We start from the raw sequence: 17,229 nt of genomic DNA on the forward strand, positions 1-17,229 counted from the left end.
CGAGGAGGCCCAACCGCCGATAGGCGCCCTCGATCTGGGCCTTCGCCTCGTCGGGTAGCTCGGCCTGCGGAGGCCGGGAATGCGGGTACGCACCGATGGGCAGCCCTAGCAGTGACGCGGCGTACTTGAATGCACCGGCCCAGTGGGTGAAGTAATCCGCTCGCCCCGGATAGCAGGTCCACCAGGAGCCCACGTCGAGGTCGAACTGGTCCAGCCCGGACTCGCGGCCGTAGTCCATGGCCTCGACGAGTTTGTCGCTGCGTACCAGCTCCCAGTATTCGGAGAACAATCGCCGCGTGGGCGTTTCGAAAAGGTAACCCGAGGTGCCCAGTTGCGCCGGACAGACGATCCCGTCGCGCAGCCAACCGGCCCGGTAGACCGTCTTGTCGCACTCCCATACCGCGAGACCGGGCGCGAGTTCATGCAGCAGCCGGCTGCTCGCCGGCCGGAAGGCCCCCTCCTTGGTGGCACACACCGCGGGAATCTCGTGGTAGATCCGGGCGCTTTCGGCGGGCGTCAGCACATAACCCGAGGATGGCGAATTGAACATGCCCAGAGCGATATCCGTGCGCGCCGCCACGTATTCGAAGAAGCGCAGCACGCCGTCACCGCCGTGCGCCTCCATCATCGGCGTCTGGATGTAGGCGATGTCGGCGCCCGCCTCTTGGGCGTGCAACGTCAAGTCCACACAGTCCTTCGCCGACATGGCCGCCGTGCACGCCTGCACCACCACGTCGGGATTGATACCGCGTGCTTCCTCGACGGCCACCTCCAGAAGGCGCTTGCGCTCGTCGAGGGTCAGCGACCAGAATTCGACGATTCCGCTAGTGCACCACAACATCGGATGCCCGAGGTCACCCACGCAATAACGCACCAGCGTTCGGTAGGCGTCCCAGTCGATATCATCGCCGTCGGTGCCGCAGAACGGGGTGTAGAGGGAGTCACCGATCCCCTGCAATGCGCCGGGCGCCCACGCACGCGCCTCCGCTGCCGTAGCCACACTCGACTCCTCTTGTCTGCCAATCGATTTCTTCGACCCATCCTCAGGTGAAGTCTGAGCCGCCATCGATGTTGATGTTGGCTCCGGTCATGTACGAGTTACGCCGCGATGCCAGAAAGGCCGCGACCGGGCCGATTTCGTCCGGCAGGCCCGCCCGCGGCATGTGCGCGGGATGACCGAAATGCGCGGCGATGGCCCCCATCAGGGCGTAGGGGTCGTTGCCGTCGACCCCCACCGACTTCGCCCAGCCGACCAGGGATTCGGACGCGATGCTGCCGGGCGACACTACATTGACCAGGATCTCGTCCGTGGCCAGCGATAGGGACAGGTTCTTCGAAACGCTGGCCAGCATCGATTTCGCCGCCGTGTAGGCGGGCAGCATGACACTTTGCCGCTGAGTCGAGTGCGCCGAGAAGTTGACGATCCGGGCCCATTGCGCCTTGCGCAGCAGCGGAAGCGCCGCTCGCACGCAGCGCACCATCCCCAGCACGCCGTCTTCGACGGACTGGCGCCACTGGTCGTCGGTCAGCTCTTCGAACGTGCCCGCGGCGCCCGGCCCCACCGTGACGACGAGAGCGTTGAGTTCGCCGTCCCATCGCTCGGCGAGCTCGTCGAACACCGCCCCGACCGCATCGTCGTCCCCGATGTCGGCGGCCAGTCCGATCGCATCCGGGCTGCCACGTTGCGTGAGATCGACCACCGCCGCATCGAGGGCATCGCGGCTACGGCCGACCAACGCCACCCGGGCGCCGTCGTCAGCGAAACAGCGTGCCGTCGCCAAGCCCATACCGCGGCTACCGCCGACTACCACCGCAGTGGCATTCGCCAGCCCTAGATCCATTGCTTGATCCGTAGCTCCAGCCTGGTCATTTTCGCCCGTCCAGCCGATTTACCAAAAAGCCTACGATAGGTATTACAGTAGCAGAGGAAGAATGCGACACGAAGGCGTATACGCAGGTCAGAACAGAAGTGCCGGTAAATTCAACTGTACCGGCGGCACGGCCGCCAGACCGCATGCACGAAAAAGATTTTGATGGAGGTGCCCGCAGTGGCAAAACAGGCAACCGCCGATAAACGCCAACGCCGCGAGCGCGGGTCCATCAATCCCGATGACATCATCAGTGGCGCTTTCGAACTCGCGGAGCAGGTATCCATCGACAACCTGAGCATGCCGTTGCTCGGCAAACATCTCGGGGTCGGCGTGACGAGCATCTACTGGTACTTCCGCAAGAAGGACGACCTGCTCAACGCAATGACCGACCGCGCCCTGAGCAGGTACGTGTTCGCCACTCCCTATGTCGAGGCCAGCGACTGGCGCGAGACATTGGCCAACCACGCGCGCCTGATGCGTAAGACCTTCATGGGCAACCCAATTCTGTGCGACCTGATTCTGATTCGTGCGGCCCTTTCCCCGAAGGCGGCGCGGATGGGTGCTCAGGAGATGGAAAAGGCGGTGGCCAATCTGGTGGAGGCCGGCCTGTCACCGGAGGATGCGTTCGACACCTATTCGGCGGTTTCGGTTCACGTGCGCGGATCGGTGGTGCTGCAACGGCTCTACGAGAAGAACCAATCGTCGGACATCGGACCCCGGGCGATCGAGGACGCCGTCTCCATCGACCCGGAAAAGACGCCGCTCCTTGCGCAGATCACCCGGATCGGCCACCGCATCGCCGCGCCCGATGAGCCCAATTTCGAGTACGGCCTCACCTGCATCCTCGATCACGCCAGCCGGCTGATCGAGGAAGGGAAAGCGCCGAAGGGCGCCAAGCCGGCCCCAGCACGACCGCGCAAGCCGGCCAAGTCTGCTGCTACCACTCGGAGCCGAACCAAGGCGGCAGCGGCTCGCTGAGCCCGAAAGGCTCTGTCAGCCTTCGGGTTCTGGCACGTGGAAGTGCTCGTCGCGCAACCGAAATGCCTCCCGGGCGCCGTGCTGCGCACGGGTTTTGACGAAGTTGAATTCGTCAGGCCCGAATTGCAGGTTGGTGCCGAAGGCGTGGAACAGGTAGCTGGCGACCTCTTCACCCTGGTACGCCTGGCTCTGCTCGACGAGCCGGAATGCCTCCTTGGCGATGACGACCCCGTCGGCGGGCATCTTCGCCGCCTTCTCGGCCCAGTATCGCGCCCGGGCCGTCACCGCGCCGGGCGCGCAGGTGTCGGTGAAGATTCCGAGGTGTTCGATCTCGGCCGCCTCGATGATGTCGCCGGTCAGCAGCAGGCGCCGGGCCAGCACCGGTCCGAGCCGGTGAAAAAACATGTGCAGGCTGCCGAGTGCGGGGCCCAGGAAACGCGTCGCCGGCATCCCGATCTTGGTGTCGCGCGCGATGACGGAGATGTCGGTCATCAAAGCCATCTCGAATCCGCCGCCGAGGGCGTAGCCGGCGATCTCTCCCACCGTCACCTTCGGGAAGCCCATGAAATTGTGGTAGAAGCCAAAAGACTTGCGATCCACGGTAAGTCGCCGGCGCTGGCTGGGGCGACGTTTGGCGGCCCGGTCGTCGGCGGCCGCCTGGTCCGTCGGCGCGGACGAGCCGTACCAACCGTAGGCGTTGTTCATGTCGGCTCCGGTGGAAAAGACCCCCTCGGCGCCACGCAATAGCACCACCGTGAGGTCGTCGTCTTCGGCCACCCGGTCCAGACAGCGGGCGACGGCCTCACGCATCGCCGCGTCGTAGGAGTTGCGTTGTCTGGGATTGTTCAGCGTGATGGTCGCGATGCGCCGGTCGGGATCGATGTCGAAGACCACGCGATCGTCTGAGGTGCTCGATGCGGTCATGTGTCGGGCTCCTTTCGGCGTCTGCCGAATCGCGTTCCGGCAAGCTTTTCCGGCCGTGACGCCAAGGTGTTAACCTCGCCGGTACACAGGACTTCGGCGTCGAGCAACAGCCGCCCGGTCGACGTGATGCCGCGTTCGCCCTGGGATCGGGCGACGTCGAATCGCAGCTCGGTCAACACCGGTGCCGGCCTGCGGAAGGTGACGACCAGGGATCGCGTTTTGCCGGAAAGGCCGGTGACGCAGTTGTGGTGCTGAATGACGCAGTCGAAGAAGACACCCAGGAACCCACCGTGCACCAGTCCCGGTGGGCCCTCATAAACCAGCGGGAACTCGACAGTGCCCGTTGCCTTCTCGGCATCGAGTTGGTCGAACCGGTATTCGGGAAAGCACGGGTTGTACGCACCGATGTCGGTGGCGTGGTTGAGGTAGACGCGCCGGGCGTCGTCGGGCAATTCGCCGATGCGCGGCGCGTTGTCCGTCGGCGCCGCGGCCGCCAGTTCGTTTTCCCACTCGGCGAACTTCTGCAGCATGGCGTCCACCGCGCGGTGCGGGTGCTCCAGCGATACCAGCAACGAGCTCAGGCGCCGCATGGCGGCAGCCGCGGCCACGGTCTGGGCGAGCGGTGCCTCACCGAATCGCGCGCCGCCGTTGCCCGTCGACGTCGGCGCTGTATGCCCCTCCGACAATGTCATCTGCGCCACTCCTCTTCCCCGCAAGCGGGAGGTACCCCCACATCGCTGCGCTCTGCATCGTCGCCGGCGCGGCCATGGTTCTCTCTTTCACCTGAGTGTTCCGCAGGCAGCGTATCCTTGCTAACTTATACAGCGTATCAATCGTATTGCCTACTGTATGGGTAACCGTATCGGCGGAGAAAGGCCGGATTCGACGGTGAGTCAGGGGGCCGACACGGCCGGTGCCGAGGGTTCGGTAACAGTGCACCGAGACGGTGCGGTGTTGCTGGTGACGCTCGATCGCCCAGCCCGGCGTAATTCGTTGACACAGTTGATGATCGGTACGCTGGTCGACACGCTCACCGATGCTGCCGTCGACGACTCGCTACGCGCCGTGCACATCCGGGGCGCAGGCGATCACTTCTGCGCGGGCGCCGACTGGGTGGCCGCCAACGATCCCGGCGCGCGGCGCCCCCGCACCGGGGACCTGGTGAGGCGGATCCCCCATGCCGCTCACCGGGTGATCGAGCTCGTCGCAACCATTCAGCTGCCGGTGGTGTGCAGCGTGCGGGGCTGGGCCGTGGGGTTCGGCTGCAATCTCGCCCTGGCCGCGGACTTCGCCGTGGCCGCCGAAGATGCAATCTTCTGGGAGCCGTTCATCGACCGCGGATTCAGCCCGGACTCGGGGTCCACCTGGCTGCTCCCCCGCCTCGTCGGTCTGGCGCGGGCCCGGCGCATGCTGCTGCTTGGCGAGCAGGTCAGCGCGCGGGATGCGACCGACTGGGGACTGATCCACCAGACGGTCAGCGGTTCTGATCTCGACCATGCCGCCGGGGAGCTGGTGGGCCGACTGGCCTGCGGGCCGACGGCCGCGATCGGCCTGGCCAAACAGGCGCTCAACTTCGGCCAGCAGGCAACGCTGGGCCAATCGTTGACCCAGGAGCTGTTCAACCTGGAATTGTCGTGCAGAACAAGCGATTTCAAAGAAGGTTTGGCGGCCTTCGGGCAGCGGCGGGATCCGAAGTTCGATGGCCGATGATCGAAGGAATGATTGATGCCCACTGATTCGTTCGACACGATCAAGTACGAAGTCGCTCGCCACACCGCGACCATCACCCTGAACCGGCCGGATGCCCTCAACGCGCTCAGCCCGCACATGATCACCGAGCTTCGCGCCGCCTACGACGAAGCCGAAAGCGACGACAAAGTCTGGCTGACCATCGTCACCGGCACCGGCCGCGCCTTTTGCACCGGCGCCGACGTCAAGGAGATTCCGGAAGACGGCAAGGTGATCTACGAGCGCCCATACCTGTCGACGTACGACCAATGGGAGGCACCGCAGGAGGGCACGCCACCGTTTCGCAGCACGGCCAAGCCCGTGCTGACCGCCGTGAACGGAATCTGCTGCGGCGCCGGAATGGATTGGGTCACCACGACCGACATCGTGATCGCATCCGAGCAGGCGACCTTCTTCGATCCGCACGTCAGCATCGGGCTGGTGGCCGGCCGGGAACTGGTGCGGGTGTCTCGCGTGCTGCCCCGCACGATTGCGCTGCGAATGGCCTTGATGGGCAAGCACGAGCGGATGGGTGCCCAACGCGCCTACGAGCTCGGTTTGATCAGCGAAATCATCGAACACGACCGCCTGCTGGAGCGCGCCCACGAGATCGCCGATATCGTCAATTCCAATGCGCCGCTGGCCGTTCGGGGCACGCGACTGGCCATTCTCAAGGGCCTGAACGTGCCGCTGCACGAGGCGGAGATACTCGCCGAGACCTTCCGCGAGCGGGTGCTGCGCACCGAGGACGCGCAGGAGGGACCGAAGGCGTTCGTCGAGAAACGCAGGCCGAACTGGCAATGCCGATGACGTTCGAAACCATCCTGCTCGAGGTCGACGCGCAGGACCACGTCGCGACCATCACGCTGAATCGCCCCGATCAGCTGAATTCGTTCAACCGCACCATGTGCGAGGAGATGGCCCGCGCGTGGCGCACGGTCAAGCTCGACGACTCGGTGCATGCGGTGGTGTTGCGCGCCGCCGGAGATCGGGCGTTCAGCGCCGGCCTGGACATCAAGACGCCGTACGGGCAGCCCGAAAACATCTGGAACCATGAGGATCCCGGCGAATCCCTGAGCCCCAAGTGGCAGAAGATGTGGAAACCCGTCGTCTGCGCGGTCCAGGGCATGTGCACGGCGGGCGCGTTTTACTTCATCAACGAATCCGACATCGTCATCTGTTCCGAGGACGCCACGTTCTTCGACTCTCACGTGTCCGCGGGCCTGGTCTGCGCATTGGAGCCGATCGGCCTGATGCGGCGCATCGGCCTGGGCGAGACTCTGCGTATAGCACTGATGGGCAACGACGAACGGGTCAGCGCCGACACTGCGCTCCGTATTGGATTGGTATCCGAGGTCGTTGCGGCCGAACGGCTATGGAGCCGCGCCCACGAGATTGCGGCGACCATCGCCGCCAAACCGCCGACCGCGACCGCGGGAACGGTGAAAGCGATTTGGGAGTCGCTGGACAAGCCGTACCGTGCCGCACTGGATCAGGGCCTGATCTACACCCGGCTGGGAAACCCGCTGGGCACCGCCGAGCTGGCGGCTCAGAGCGACTCCCAAACCCGGATGGGCAAACCGGAGATTCGCTGATGTCGCGTCACACCCTGGCCCAACGCATCGCCGAAGTGCTTGACCTAGAGCCGGACTCGCATGCTGTTGAGTATGGCGGGCAGTGGATCTCCTGGGCTCGGGTCGCGGCATCAGCACAACGCATCGCGGCCATTACCTCCGGAGCCGAGGTCGGGATGATGTTACGCAACCGGCCTGGACACGTGGCCGCCTTTTTGGGCGTGCTGCTGGGCGGTGGAACGGTCGTGGTCATCAACCCGTCGCGCGGTCACGAGCGCACCAAGGACGACATCGTGGGTCTGCGGCTTCCGGTGATCGTCGGCGAGCGCGACGATCTGACGACGCTGGTACCCGCGGGCACGCCGACGGTCCCGATTTCGGGCCTATTGGATGACGCCGATACGGTCGCGCCGCCCGCCTGCGACACCGGCCCGCCGTCCGACGTCGCGGTGCGCATGTTGACCAGCGGTACGACCGGCCCGCCCAAGCGAATCGACCTGAGTTATGACACGCTGGCGCGCAGCGTCATGGGTCCGAACGCGGAGCGGGCGGCGTCGCCCGACGGACTGCGGCGCGGCGTCGCGATCGTGAATTCACCGCTGGTGCATATCGGCGGGGTATTCCGCGTGCTGCAATGCGTCGCCGAGGCGCGACCGTTCGTGCTGCTGGAACGATTCGAGCTCAACGCGTGGGCCGAGGCGGTGCGCAAGCATCGACCCCGTGCGGCGTCGCTGGTGCCGGCCGCCTTGCGCACCGTATTGCACTCCGATGTTCCGCGCGCCGACCTGGAAAGCCTGCGGGCCGTCACTTGCGGGACGGCGCCGCTGTCGGCCCAGGATGCCGACGCCTTCACCGAGAAGTACGGCGTACCGGTGTTGACCTCCTATGCGGCAACCGAATTCGGTGGCGGTGTGGCCGGCTGGACCCTTCCCGACCATCAGCGCTACTGGCAGACCAAACGGGGCAGCGTCGGCCGGGCCAATTCCGGCGCTCAGCTCAGGGTGGTCGCTGAGGACGGAACCCCCTTGGGCCCAGACGAAGTCGGCATGCTGGAGGTCAAGCCGGGACAGCTTGGGCCTGCCGCGCCATGGATGCGGACCACTGATATGGCGCGGATCGACGACGACGGGTTTCTCTGGATCGTCGGGCGCGCCGACCAGGCGATCATCCGCGGCGGTTTCAAGGTGATGCCCGACGACGTTCGTGCCGTGCTGGAAAGCCACCCCGCGGTGGCCGGCGCGGCCGTGATCGCCCGGCCCGACGAGCGGCTCGGCGAGACACCGGTCGCCATGGTTGAGCTGCGTGAGAGGGCCCACGCCGATGCGGAGGCGCTGGTCGAGTACCTACGAGGGCGGTTGGCACGTTACGAGATACCCACCGAGATCGCGATCGTCGATACCATCCCCCGAACACCTTCGGGGAAAGCCGATCTCGGTGCGGTACGGGACTACTTCCGCGAGCCCGCCGCGCGGCGCGACCATGCGCGTTGATTCATTGACGGTCGCCGGGATATTGCGACGCCAAGCCCGCTCGCGCGAAAATCACCCGCTTCTCGTCTGTGATGGCGACCGGATCAGCTACGCCCAGGCCGATCACCGCTCGACGAAGCTCGCCCGCGGTCTGATCTCCTTGGGCGCCGGCAAGGGGACGCATGTAGGGCTGCTCTATCCGAACGGGCCCGAGTTTGTGGTCGGGATGCTGGCTGCGGCGCGCATAGGTGCCGTAGTGGTTCCGTTCTCCACCTTTGTCACCGCCCGCGAGTTGCGCGAGCAACTGGTCGACAGCGACGTAGAAATCCTGTTGACCACCGCATCTTTTCGCTCTCACGATTACGTGCAACGGCTGTCCGAAATCCTCTCCGATGCCGATCTCGGCTCCCGATTGTTTTGTGCCGCGGCACCGCAGCTGCGTCATGTCGCGGTCACTCACGAGGCCGTTTACGGGCGGGCCGACACCGTGAATCCCGCGCTCGTCGCGGCAATGGAAGAGGACGTTTCGGAAGCTGATCCGCTGGCGATCGTGTACACGTCGGGTTCCACCAGCGCACCGAAGGGAGCGATGCACACCCACGGCTCCCTGCTCGCGCATCAGCAAAGCCTCAACGGGATCCGGGGCTTGACCGACGACGACAGGCTGTTCTGTAATTCGCCGTTCTTCTGGATCGGCGGGTTTGCGTACGGCCTGCTCGCGACCCTGGCGGCCGGATCGACTCTGGTGTGTTCCAACGCCACCGACGCGGGCGCGACACTCGACCTGCTGGAAGCCGAAAGACCAACCATGACCAACGGGTTCGCGGCCGGAATCGCCCACCTGGCCGACCACCCGACCTTCCCCCAGCGCGATCTGACTTCGATGCGGCGCGGCAACCTGTACTCGATCATGGCTCCCGACGCCCGCCCGGCGGACCCGGAGCTGCGGCACAACATGCTGGGTATGACCGAGGCAGGCAGCGTCGTGCTGATCGGCGATGACGAATCCGACCAGCCCGAGCGCCGGCGCGGCTCGTTCGGCAAGCCGGCTCCGGGGTTTGAGACCAAGGTCATCGATCCCGAAACCGGCGCCGTCAAACCGGTCGGCGAGGTCGGCGAGTTATGTATTCGCGGGCCGTATTTGATGCAGCGCTATCACAAGCGCAGCCGCGAAGAATGTTTCGACGCTGACGGATGGTTCCACACCGGCGACTTGGCGCGCGTCGATGCCGACGGATTCGCCTATTTCGTCGGCCGGCTCAGCACGATGATCAAAACGGGCGGCGCCAATGTCTCGGCGGCCGAGGTGGAGAAAGCCATCAGTAAGGTCACCGACGGGGCGCCGGCCTATGTGATCGGGATTCCGGACTCCCGGCGTGGGCAGGTCGTCGCCGCGGTGGTCGTCCAGGCGGACGGCGCTGACCACTTCGACGGAGCCGCACTGGCCGCGCTTCTCAAAACGGAACTGTCCGCGTTCAAGATCCCCAAGCGATTCGTCGCCCTGCGCAGTGCCGAGGTTCCGCTGCTGTCCAGTGGGAAGGTCGACATGCGCCGCCTCAGGGAGCTCTTCGATGAGTAGCACCATCGACGAGCTGGTACGGTTGCGGGCCGACCGCGATGGTGACGCGCCGATGGCGATCGATCCCACCTCTCGCATCAGCTACCGCGAACTCGACTCGACCACACGTGATTTGGCCGCCATCTTGATCGAGGCCGGCGTGGGCAAGGGCACACGGGTAGGGCTCATCATGCCCAACGGCACCCGCTGGGTGCAGATCGCCGTCGCCCTCACCCGTATCGGCGCGGTGCTGGTCCCACTCAGCACCCTGCTGACAGCAGCAGAGCTGACCGCGCAGCTAAGAGCGGGCTCGGTGCAATTCCTGCTCAGCGTCGAAGAATATCGTGGGCACCGCTACCTCGATGACCTCGAGGCGATACGGCCGACCGCCCTACCAGCCTTACGCGCGGTTTGGTCGGCCGACCGGCTCGAAAACGCCCGCGCGAGTGAGCGGGCCCGCGACATCGTCGACCCCATGGCAGCGACGGTCACACCCGCCGACTCCCTGGTGATCATGTTCACCTCCGGCAGCAGCGGCCCGCCCAAGGGAGTTATCCACTCGCACGGCAACGCATTGGGTGCCGTGCGGTCGGGCCTTGCGGCTCGCTGCATCACCTCTAAGACCCGCTTGTATCTGCCGATGCCCTTCTTCTGGGTGGGCGGTTTCGGCAGCGGCATACTGTCGGTCCTGCTGGCCGGCGCCACCCTGGTGACCGAAGAAATTCCGCGGCCGGCGACGACCCTGAGACTGCTGGAAGACGAACGGGTCAACCTGTTTCGCGGCTGGCCGGACCAGGCCGAAGCATTGGCACGACACGCCGCCGACATCGGCGCCGACCTGTCGGCTCTTGGGCCGGGAAGTCTGCAGGCCCTGTTACCGCCCGAGCAGCGCGCCCAGCCCGGCGCGCGGGCCACGCTGTTCGGCATGACCGAAACCTTCGGGCCGTACTGCGGTTATCCCGCCGACACCGACATGCCCGCTTCTGCATGGGGTAGCTGCGGAAAACCGTTCCCCGGCATGGATGTCCGCATCATCGATGCCGACAGCGGTGTGCCCGTCGCGCGCGGCGCCACCGGCATGATTCACATCCGCGGGCCGCACACGCTGCGCGGCATCTGCGGACGCACGCGCGAGGACCTCTTCACGGCCGACGGCTTCTACCCCACCGGTGACCTAGGCCACCTCGACGACGATGGATTCCTGTTCTATCACGGGCGATCCGACGACATGTTCAAAGTCAGCGGCGCGACCGTCTACCCCAGTGAGGTCGAGAGTGCGCTGCGCACGATCGACGGCATCGACAACGCCTTCGTCACCAATGTCCCCGGCGCTGCGGGCAATCGGGTGGGCGCGGCGGTGGTGTGCCGCGCCCTGACAGCCGAGCAGTTGCGCGACTCCGCGCGAACTCTGTTGAGCGCCTTCAAGGTCCCGACGGTGTGGCTACTGCTGGAATCCGACGACGATGTCCCGCGCGGTGGCACCGGCAAGGTCGACATCCGTCGACTGCGCGCGATGTTGTCCGACCGGGCTCAGGGGACCCGCGTCCAGTGCTGACAGTTCTGCGACTCGAACGCCTTCACCGATGAGTTGATGTTCGCGAACATCGGACCGACGGACATATTCGTTTGGACCACATGGTCCTTGTTCGCGTCCGGCGTGCTGTAGGTGAACCACGCACACATCGAGTCTTGGGTCGGCACATTGTTGATCCACACCCCAAACGTCGAGGCCGAACCCGCCGTTCGGTAAAGACCCGGCAGGATATCGGGGCCCACCACAAAAATTCCATTGCCGGGGATCGGGTCGAGCAGGTCGGCATCCGCCGGTGCTGGAATCACGATCGCTGAAACGCAGGCAACCAATATACTGCTGAAATGCGAAGCGGTGGGGACATTGTTCCTCGCTTTGCTCTCCTGCCCCCTTGGGTTGCAGCGTAGGCGTAGGTGCGCAGCGCGACAAGAGATGGCGCCGGGGCGGCTTCAGGAGGGCGTTGAACCGCCGATGTCGGCCACCACCCCGCGCGCGACGAGGTGGTCGATCAGCGGCACCGCGCCGGCGGCAAGGTGTTCCGACATCGCCGCGCGGGCGAGCTTGTCGTCGTGCTTCTTCAGCGCGGACAGGATCCGCCGATGGTCCTGCATCGATTGCCGGGGCCAGCCCTCGATGGCGGGAAACACCGATTCGGGGGCATACCGGGTGATCTGTGACATCAGCTGAGCGAGCTTGGGCGAGTCCGCCGCGACATTGATGGCACGGTGAAATTCGTGATTCAGCCGCACGGTGCGTTCGTGCTCATCGCCGGCGTACGCATCCTCGAGCTGCGCCTGGATCTGCGTCAGCTCGTGCAGTTGCTCATCGGTGATGTTGAGTGCCGCCCGCGCGGCCAACTCACCGCCGACGTGCGCCTGCACATTCGCCACATCGGTGACGTCGCGTCCGGTCACCGGCAGCACCACAAAGCCACGGCGCGGCTGCTGATTGATCAGGCCTTCGGCGCACAGCGCGAACAGCGCCTCGCGCACCGGTGTGACGCTGATACCCAGCTCCGCGGCCAATTGATCCAGCCGAACGTACGATCCGGCGGCATACGCCCCATCGAATATCCGCCGGCGAATGAGGCGTGCGACGTCCTCGGAAAGTTGAGGCCGCGCAGCGAAATCCGGAACGGTCATCTGCCTACACCTGATACTCGGCGAGCAGTCGCTTGCTGATGATGTTCTTCTGGATCTCACTGGTGCCCTCGCCGATGAGCAGGAACGGCGCGTCGCGCATCAGCCGCTCGATTTCGTATTCCTTGGAATAGCCGTAGCCGCCGTGGATCCGGAAACTCTGTTGGGTGACTTCGGTGCAATACTCGCTGCACAGGTATTTGGCCATCCCGGCGGCGACGTCATTGCGCTCCCCCGAGTCCTTCAGGCGTGCGGCATTGACCATCATCAGATGTGCGGCTTCGACTTTGGTCGCCATCTCGGCGAGTTGAAACGCGATGGCCTGGTGCTCGGCGATCGGCTTTCCGAAGGTCTGGCGCTGCTGCGCGTAACGCACCGCAAGCTCGAAGGCGCGAATCCCGAGACCGCACGCGCGGGCCGAAACATTGACCCGGCCCACCTCGATGCCGTCCATCATCTGAAAGAAGCCTTGGCCGGTGGTGCCGCCGAGCACGTCGTCGGCGCTGGCCCGGTAGCCGTCGAAAATCATCTCCGTGGTTTCGATCCCCTTGTAGCCCAGCTTCTCGATTTTGCCGGGAATGCGCAGCCCGGGAACGACTTCGCCGAAACCGACCGGCTTCTCGACGAGGAACGCGGTGAGATTGCGGTGCGGTTTGTCCGAGCCTTCGTCCGTGCGAACCAACACCGCCACCAGCGTCGACGTTGCGCCGTTGGTCAGCCACATCTTCTGGCCGTCGATGGTGTAGGTGCCGTCGTCATCACGCCGGGCCCGGGTGCGGATCGCGGCCACGTCGGAACCCAGCTCCGGCTCCGACATCGAGAAGGCGCCCCGCGTCTCACCGACCGCCATCCGCGGCAGGAACTGCTGCTTCTGCTCGTCGGTGCCGTGCTGGCGCAGCATGTACGCCACGATGAAGTGCGTGTTGAGCACACCGGACACGCTCATCCAACCGCGGGCCAGCTCCTCGACACATAGGGCATAGGTCAACAGCGACTCACCCAGCCCGCCGTACTCCTGGGGGATCATCAGGCCGAACAACCCCATCTCCCGCATCTGGTCGACGATCGCCTGCGGATAGGTGTCAGCGCGTTCCAGCTCGGCCGCGTGGGGAATGACTTCCTTCTCGACGAATTTCCGTACGGTGGCGATGATCTCGGTCTGCACCTCGGTCAACCCGAGGGTCTGGGCGAGTCTGGTCATGTGCTGCGTTCCTTTGCTCAGCGGGCGATGGTCTTGTCGGTCACCAGACGGTCGATGTCGGCGGCGCTCAACCCCAACCGCGCGAGGACGTCGGCGGTGTCCTGGCCCAGGGCGGGCGCGGGCGCGCTGGCCGGATGTGTGCCGTCGAACGCGGCCGGCAGGCCCGGGGCGAAGTATTCGCCGAGGCCGGGTTGTCGTAATCGCGAAAACATCGGATTATCAGTGACTTTCGGTCCCGCAGCGACCTCGGCGAAGGTGCGGTACCGCTCGAACAGCACCGTGGTGCCGGACAGCGCGGTGGCGATCTCGTCGGCGGTGTGACCGCTGAACCACGTGGCGAACAAACTCGACAGCACGTGACGGTAACGGTAACGATCGCCCTCGGACCCGAAATCGGCGCCCAACGCCCCGGCGAGCGCCGACACCGCGTCGTCAGTGCCCGTCACCGCAAGCAGGTCGCGAAAATGCCGGCCGGTCAAGGTAACCACCATGAACCTGGCCCCGTCACTACTGATGAAGTCCTGTCCGTACTGGCCGTAGATCGCGTTACCCAGCCGTTCACGTTGCGTCCCATTCACTTGCGGCTCGGTCAGCAACCCCAGGTTCGCCGCGGTGGCCAGGGCGACATCCTCCAACGCCAGGCTGATCCGGGCCCCCGCGCCCGACTGCTCGCGGTGGCGGACGGCGGTGACGACGGCCAGAGCGGCGTACAGGCCGCAGCACACGTCCCAGGCCGGCAGCACATGGTTGATCGGACCGGCATGACCGGCCGGTCCGGTGACGAGTGGATAGCCGAGACCGGCGTTGACCGTGTAGTCCACGCCGGTGGAACCGTCACCGCGCCCGAGTAATTGAACGTGGATCACGTCCGAGCGTTCGGCCGCCAGGGTTTCGTGGCTGAGCCAGGCCAAGCCCGCAGCGTTGGTCACCACGATGCCGTCACCCTCGATGATCAACCGCTGGACCAGTTCACGGCCATCCGGTGAGCGCAGATCGATAGTGGCCGAACGCTTACCCTTGTTCAGGCCGGTCCAGTAGATCGACGTACCGTCCGCCGCCAGTGGCCACCGCTGCACATCGGAAGCGCCGCCGATGGGGTCGACCCGGATGACCTCCGCGCCAAGCTGACTCAGCGTCATGCCGCACAGTGGCGCGGCGACGAAACTCGATACCTCCACGACGGTCACGCCGGCCAACGGCGACGCCGGGTCGGTCATTGCGATACAACCCGCTCGAAGATGGCGGCCAGGCCCTGGCCGCCGCCGATGCACATGGTCTCCAGGCCGTAGCGCGCCTCGCGCCGATGGAGCTCGCGCGCCAGGGTCGCCAGCATCCGGCCGCCCGTCGCACCCACCGGGTGGCCCAGCGAGATCCCCGAACCGTGCACATTGGTCCGCTCGTGATCGGCGGCGCCGAACTTCCATTCCCGCATCACCGCAAGCGCTTGCGCGGCAAAGGCTTCGTTGAGCTCGATGAGGTCGATGTCGGTCAGCCGCAGGCCCGCCTTGGCCAGCGCCACCTCGGTCGCAGGCACCGGCCCGATGCCCATGACGTCGGGTGCGACGCCTGCCACGCCCCACGACACCAGGCGCACGAGCGGCCTCAGGCCGTACTCATGGGCCTTCTCCGGCGTGGTGATCACGCACATCGATGCCGCGTCGTTCTGCCCGCTGGCGTTGCCGGCGGTGACCGTCGCCTCCGGATCATCCTTCAGTAGAACGGGTTTGAGCTTGCCCAGCGACTCGACCGACGTGTCGGCGCGCGGGTGTTCGTCGGTGTCGAGGAGCTCCTCGCCGCTGCGGGTGCGGACCGCGACCGGGATGATCTCTTCGGCCAAGATGCCGTCTTTCTGCGCGGCGACGGCTCGCTGGTGGCTCCGCACGGCGAGCTCGTCCTGCTCCTGGCGTGAAATGCCGTACCGGCGACGCAGATTCTCGGCCGTTTCCAGCATTCCGCCGGGCACCGGGTAACTCCGGCCGCCGGCGGTCGTGCGCCCCCGGGCCAGCCCGTCGTGCACCTGTACACCATTGCGGGCGCCGCCCCAACGCATGTCGGTGGAGTAGAAGGCGACGTTGCTCATGCTCTCGCAGCCCCCGGCGACGACGAGGTCATTGTCCCCGGCGCTCACCTGCAGGCACGCTTGGATGACCGCCTGCAGGCCCGAGCCGCAACGCCGATCGACCTGCATACCCGGAACCGTCACCGGCAGGCCCGAATCCAGCGCCACCACGCGCCCGATCGCCGGCGCGTCGCTGTTGGGATAGCAGTGGCCGAGGATCACGTCCTGCACGGCGTCCGGCGCCAGCCCGGTCCGCTCGAGCAACCCCTTCAGCGCGGTGACGCCGAGGTCGACGGCGCTGCACGCCTTGAACATTCCGCCGTAGCGGCCGATCGGCGTCCGGATGGGCTCACAGATGACAGCCTCGGCGTTCATAGGTGCCGACCGCCGGTGATTTCCATGACGGTGCCGGTCATGTACGACGACAGATCGGAAGCCAGGAACAGCGCCACGCTGGCGACCTCGCTGGGCTCGCCGGCCCGGCCCAGCGGCACCTCGGCAACCTTGGAATCCCAAATGCGCTGTGGCATAGCCTCCGTCATTGCGGAGCGGATCAAGCCGGGAGCGATCGCATTCACCCGGACGCCGAGGTAGGCGAGCTCTTTGGCGGCCGCCTTGGTCATGCCGACAATGCCGGCCTTGGCCGCCGAGTAGTTGGTCTGGCCGATCATGCCGACCTTGCCGGACACCGAGGACATGTTGATGATGGCGCCGCGCTTGTTTTCACGCATGACGGCGGCGGCCAGCCGGGTGCCGTTCCAGGTGCCCTTCAGGTGCACGTTGATCACCTGATCGAATTGCTCCTCGGTCATCTTGCGCATCGTCGCGTCGCGGGTGATCCCGGCATTGTTGACCATGATGTCCAGCCCGCCGAATCGCTCGACCGCGGTCTGGATCAAGGTTTCGACGTCGGACGACCGGGTGACGTCACACCGAACCGCGATCGCGACATCGTCGCCACCCAACTGTTTGGCCACCACCTGGGTTTCCTCGAGGTTGACGTCGCCGAGCACGACTCGCGAGCCCTCGGCGACGAAGCGCTCCGCGATGGCCAAGCCCAGCCCTTGCGCTCCCCCGGTGATTACCGCGGTCTGACCCGTCAACATCGCCACCTGGATCACACACCCTTCACTGTTGTCGCCACGAACGAACACTCGTTAAGCAAATATCATATTTGATATAGGATCCTGCTCGGAA

Annotated in this window: 17 protein-coding genes; 7 read left to right on the forward strand and 10 right to left on the reverse strand. The window is 65.6% G+C overall.

Annotated elements, in window-relative coordinates; all coding sequences use genetic code 11:
• Both AC5Y4H_RS20950 and AC5Y4H_RS20955 read right to left on the reverse strand, forming a co-directional pair.
• On the reverse strand, positions 1 to 1,000 hold a 1,000-nt coding region (locus AC5Y4H_RS20950; RefSeq protein WP_499984614.1), incomplete at its 3' end, for a dihydrodipicolinate synthase family protein.
• Positions 1,001 to 1,043: 43 nt separating this feature from the next.
• A complete protein-coding gene (locus AC5Y4H_RS20955; protein ID WP_499984616.1) occupies positions 1,044 to 1,841 on the reverse strand; it encodes an SDR family NAD(P)-dependent oxidoreductase in 798 nt (265 codons plus the stop codon).
• A 192-nt stretch (positions 1,842 to 2,033) separates the two neighbouring features.
• On the opposite strand from AC5Y4H_RS20955, the gene AC5Y4H_RS20960 reads away from it, so the two are divergent.
• A complete protein-coding gene (locus AC5Y4H_RS20960) occupies positions 2,034 to 2,849 on the forward strand; it encodes a TetR/AcrR family transcriptional regulator (protein WP_499984618.1) in 816 nt (271 codons plus the stop codon).
• 15 nt (positions 2,850 to 2,864) lie between these two features.
• On the opposite strand, the gene AC5Y4H_RS20965 is transcribed toward AC5Y4H_RS20960, so the two are convergent.
• Entirely contained in the window at positions 2,865 to 3,773 is a 909-nt protein-coding gene (locus tag AC5Y4H_RS20965) for an enoyl-CoA hydratase/isomerase family protein (protein ID WP_499984620.1), read from the reverse strand.
• Complete coding sequence (locus AC5Y4H_RS20970) at positions 3,770 to 4,465, reverse strand: hotdog family protein (RefSeq protein WP_499984622.1); 696 nt, start codon at positions 4,463 to 4,465, stop codon at positions 3,770 to 3,772. The genes AC5Y4H_RS20965 and AC5Y4H_RS20970 overlap by 4 nt, the downstream gene beginning before the upstream one ends.
• 196 nt (positions 4,466 to 4,661) lie before the next feature.
• Here AC5Y4H_RS20970 and AC5Y4H_RS20975 point away from each other — a divergent pair, with 196 nt between their 5' ends.
• From AC5Y4H_RS20975 to AC5Y4H_RS21000, 6 genes are read left to right on the forward strand one after another with little or no spacing between them, the layout of a single operon-like run.
• On the forward strand, positions 4,662 to 5,483 hold the full coding sequence (locus AC5Y4H_RS20975; RefSeq protein WP_499984623.1) for an enoyl-CoA hydratase/isomerase family protein: 822 nt from the start codon (positions 4,662 to 4,664) through the stop codon (positions 5,481 to 5,483).
• A gap of 15 nt (positions 5,484 to 5,498) precedes the next feature.
• Positions 5,499 to 6,311, forward strand: a complete 813-nt coding sequence (locus tag AC5Y4H_RS20980) for an enoyl-CoA hydratase/isomerase family protein (protein ID WP_499984624.1) — start codon at positions 5,499 to 5,501, stop codon at positions 6,309 to 6,311.
• Complete coding sequence (locus AC5Y4H_RS20985) at positions 6,302 to 7,096, forward strand: enoyl-CoA hydratase/isomerase family protein (protein ID WP_499984626.1); 795 nt, start codon at positions 6,302 to 6,304, stop codon at positions 7,094 to 7,096. The genes AC5Y4H_RS20980 and AC5Y4H_RS20985 overlap by 10 nt, the downstream gene beginning before the upstream one ends.
• Positions 7,096 to 8,565, forward strand: a complete 1,470-nt coding sequence (locus AC5Y4H_RS20990; protein ID WP_499984627.1) for a class I adenylate-forming enzyme family protein — start codon at positions 7,096 to 7,098, stop codon at positions 8,563 to 8,565. Before AC5Y4H_RS20985 ends, AC5Y4H_RS20990 begins: the two co-directional genes overlap by 1 nt.
• Positions 8,555 to 10,123: a class I adenylate-forming enzyme family protein gene (locus AC5Y4H_RS20995; RefSeq protein ID WP_499984629.1), complete on the forward strand. Its 1,569-nt coding sequence runs from the start codon at positions 8,555 to 8,557 to the stop codon at positions 10,121 to 10,123. Before AC5Y4H_RS20990 ends, AC5Y4H_RS20995 begins: the two co-directional genes overlap by 11 nt.
• Positions 10,116 to 11,657 carry a class I adenylate-forming enzyme family protein gene (locus AC5Y4H_RS21000; protein ID WP_499984631.1) on the forward strand — a complete coding sequence of 514 codons (1,542 nt, stop codon included), beginning with the start codon at positions 10,116 to 10,118 and terminating at the stop codon, positions 11,655 to 11,657. The genes AC5Y4H_RS20995 and AC5Y4H_RS21000 overlap by 8 nt, the downstream gene beginning before the upstream one ends.
• Here the strand turns inward: AC5Y4H_RS21000 and AC5Y4H_RS21005 are convergent.
• The 6 genes from AC5Y4H_RS21005 to fabG all read right to left on the reverse strand — a co-directional run bounded on the left by AC5Y4H_RS21005 (position 11,633) and on the right by fabG (position 17,138).
• Entirely contained in the window at positions 11,633 to 11,941 is a 309-nt protein-coding gene (locus AC5Y4H_RS21005) for an Rv1352/Rv1906c domain-containing protein (protein ID WP_499984632.1), read from the reverse strand. The genes AC5Y4H_RS21000 and AC5Y4H_RS21005 overlap by 25 nt on opposite strands.
• A 141-nt stretch (positions 11,942 to 12,082) precedes the next feature.
• Positions 12,083 to 12,775, reverse strand: coding sequence for a GntR family transcriptional regulator (locus AC5Y4H_RS21010; RefSeq protein ID WP_499984634.1), 693 nt, complete (start codon positions 12,773 to 12,775; stop codon positions 12,083 to 12,085).
• A 4-nt stretch (positions 12,776 to 12,779) separates the two neighbouring features.
• Positions 12,780 to 13,973, reverse strand: coding sequence for an acyl-CoA dehydrogenase family protein (locus AC5Y4H_RS21015; protein WP_499984635.1), 1,194 nt, complete (start codon positions 13,971 to 13,973; stop codon positions 12,780 to 12,782).
• Between the two features lie 17 nt (positions 13,974 to 13,990).
• On the reverse strand, positions 13,991 to 15,190 hold the full coding sequence (locus AC5Y4H_RS21020) for a CoA transferase (protein ID WP_499984637.1): 1,200 nt from the start codon (positions 15,188 to 15,190) through the stop codon (positions 13,991 to 13,993).
• Positions 15,187 to 16,407, reverse strand: coding sequence for an acetyl-CoA C-acetyltransferase (locus AC5Y4H_RS21025; protein WP_499984639.1), 1,221 nt, complete (start codon positions 16,405 to 16,407; stop codon positions 15,187 to 15,189). Before AC5Y4H_RS21025 ends, AC5Y4H_RS21020 begins: the two co-directional genes overlap by 4 nt.
• Positions 16,404 to 17,138, reverse strand: a complete 735-nt coding sequence (fabG, locus tag AC5Y4H_RS21030) for a 3-oxoacyl-ACP reductase FabG (RefSeq protein WP_499984766.1) — start codon at positions 17,136 to 17,138, stop codon at positions 16,404 to 16,406. The genes AC5Y4H_RS21025 and fabG overlap by 4 nt, the downstream gene beginning before the upstream one ends.
• Positions 17,139 to 17,229: the final 91 nt, after the last annotated feature.

The sequence above is a fragment of the Mycobacterium sp. NGS58 genome, assembly GCF_059812385.1.